Below are 2,490 nucleotides of genomic sequence, written 5' to 3'. Positions count from 1 at the left end.
ATTAAATCATAGATACCGTAAGGGATTTTATTCTTTATTTAAAACTTTGCAACAGAACCCTAAAATATTTTACAAAAAAACATTATAGTGATAGAATAAGCAGGTCAAATAAATAAACTACTAATTTATTAAAAAATGTAGTCAATAACTTAGTAGCTTATTTGTACAATTTTGAAGTGAAAGCTGAAGAAGTACAAATGAATCAGATAAAAAGTCGTTCGTTTAATAAGGCCACGAGTGCAGGTTTTATTGTTGCATTGGGCATTATATATGGAGATATTGGGACAAGTCCTCTTTATACAATGCAGTCAATTCTAGAGTCGCAGGGAGGAATTGAGCATATTGAAAAAGCATCAATCATTGGTTCTATCTCATTAATCATATGGACTCTTACTTTAATTACTACCGTAAAATATGTGTTAATTGCTCTGAGGGCAGACAATAACCATGAAGGTGGGATTTTTTCACTTTTTACATTGGTTCGTAAATATGCTAAATGGTTAATTATTCCTGCAATGATTGGAGGAGCTGCTCTGCTTTCAGATGGAGCACTAACTCCTGCAGTAACTGTGACTTCTGCTATTGAGGGGTTGAGAACTATTCCGGCATTCGAAACTACATTCGGTTCGCGCCAAATTCCAGTTATTTTAATAACTTTAATTATACTGGCTCTTCTATTTTCAATCCAACGATTTGGTACAGCTGTTGTTGGTAAGATATTTGGACCAATTATGCTTATATGGTTTAGTTTTCTAGGCTTTTTTGGGTTTATAAATTTGTGCGGTACCCCCTCTATTCTACAAGCCATTAATCCTTATTATGCTATACACTTTCTTTTTAGCCCAGAGAATAAATCAGGTATTTTTATTTTAGGCTCAATATTTCTTGCAACAACTGGAGCTGAGGCACTTTATTCAGACCTAGGCCATGTTGGAAGAGGGAATATATATATTAGTTGGCCGTTTGTAAAAATTTGTATCCTATTGTCCTATTGTGGCCAAGCATCTTGGATTCTTAAAAATCAGGGAAGAAATTTAGGAATGATTAATCCATTTTTCTCTATTTTGCCTAGTTATATTATTATTTTTGCAGTTATTTTGGCCACCTTAGCAGCTATTATTGCTTCCCAAGCCTTGATTTCTGGGTCTTTTTCTTTAGTCTCAGAGGCAATACGATTAAAATTATTTCCACTTCTAAAAATATACTACCCTGGAAAAACAGTAGGACAACTTTATATTCCAGCAATTAACCTAGGACTATGGATTGCTTCAAGTTTTATAGTTATTTACTTCCAAACTTCAGCTCATATGGAGGCAGCATATGGGCTTGCTATTACAATAACGATGCTTATGACAACGACTCTCTTGACTTTCTATCTAAGTCATCATCAAGAGATCAAAAAAATGCTTGTTATATTGTTTTTTAGTACATTTATTCTAGTAGAAGGACTGTTTTTTGTTGCTTCAATCGTCAAATTTATTCATGGGGGTTATATTGTTGTTGTCTTTGCCTCAATAATTTTATTTATAATGGCAATTTGGCATAAAGCGACCCAGTTAACTTTTAAATATATCAAATCATTAAATATCAATTGTTATAAACATCAACTCAATATCCTTCGAAAGGATGAATCATATGATCTTTATCAAACAAACGTTGTCTATCTCACAAGCAGAGTTGATGGAGAATGGATTGATCGCTCCATTTTATATTCACTTTTAGATAAAAAGCCAAAGCGATCAGAAGTTTATTGGTTTGTTAATATCAGAGTAACTGATGAGCCTTATACTTCAGAATATAAGATTGATATGTTTGAGACTGATTACATAGTAAGTGTTACCTTATTCCTAGGTTTTCGTATGCGTCAAGATGTACCCCGTTATCTACGTACCATAGTAACAGATTTAATGGAATCGGGGCGTATACATCGACAATATCAACGTTATAGTATCACACCAAATCGTGAAGTTGGAGATTTTAGATTTGTTATTGTTGAAGAAAAATTAGTTAATGCTCAGCAACTCCCTTCGTTTGAAAGATTTGTACTTCAAACAAAGGAGCATATTAAAAGGATTACTGCAACCCCTATTCGTTGGTTCGGTTTACAATTTTCTGAAGTGACTATAGAAAGAGTCCCTTTAATTTTATCTGAAGTTTCAGGTTTAGCTATAAGTGAGCGAAATAATTCTAGAGCCTTAGAGGAGAAATATACAGATAATCTATAAGTACATATATTAATTAGTTGATTTAATTTTTAACGACTAGAGTAAACTATGAATCATATTATATAAATTAAAAACTCACTGATTGAAAATTGTTTATGATCTCTAAATGTTAGACAAAAAATCTAATATTTGGAGGTCTTTTTTATGTCAGAATATTCTTTTGCTTCCAAACTCAAAGTTACGAACGGGTTCTGTTGCAAAGTTTTAAATAAAGAATAAAATCCCTTACGGTATCTATGATTTAAGCTGGGATTCCCAATAATAT

Annotated in this window: 1 protein-coding gene; it reads left to right on the top strand. The window is 32.4% G+C overall.

Features of this window, described 5'->3' with window-relative positions; genetic code table 11:
• The first annotated feature begins 197 nt into the window (after positions 1 to 197).
• Positions 198 to 2,225, top strand: a complete 2,028-nt coding sequence (locus AB6B24_RS12340; protein WP_270744488.1) for a KUP/HAK/KT family potassium transporter — start codon at positions 198 to 200, stop codon at positions 2,223 to 2,225.
• Positions 2,226 to 2,490 lie beyond the last annotated feature (265 nt).

Origin of the sequence: Lactococcus sp. AK05 (assembly GCF_041026685.1) — a bacterium.
GTDB lineage: Bacteria > Bacillota > Bacilli > Lactobacillales > Streptococcaceae > Lactococcus > Lactococcus lactis.
Note: the sequence above shows the minus strand (reverse complement) of the source record. Positions and strands in the feature narration are given on the sequence as shown.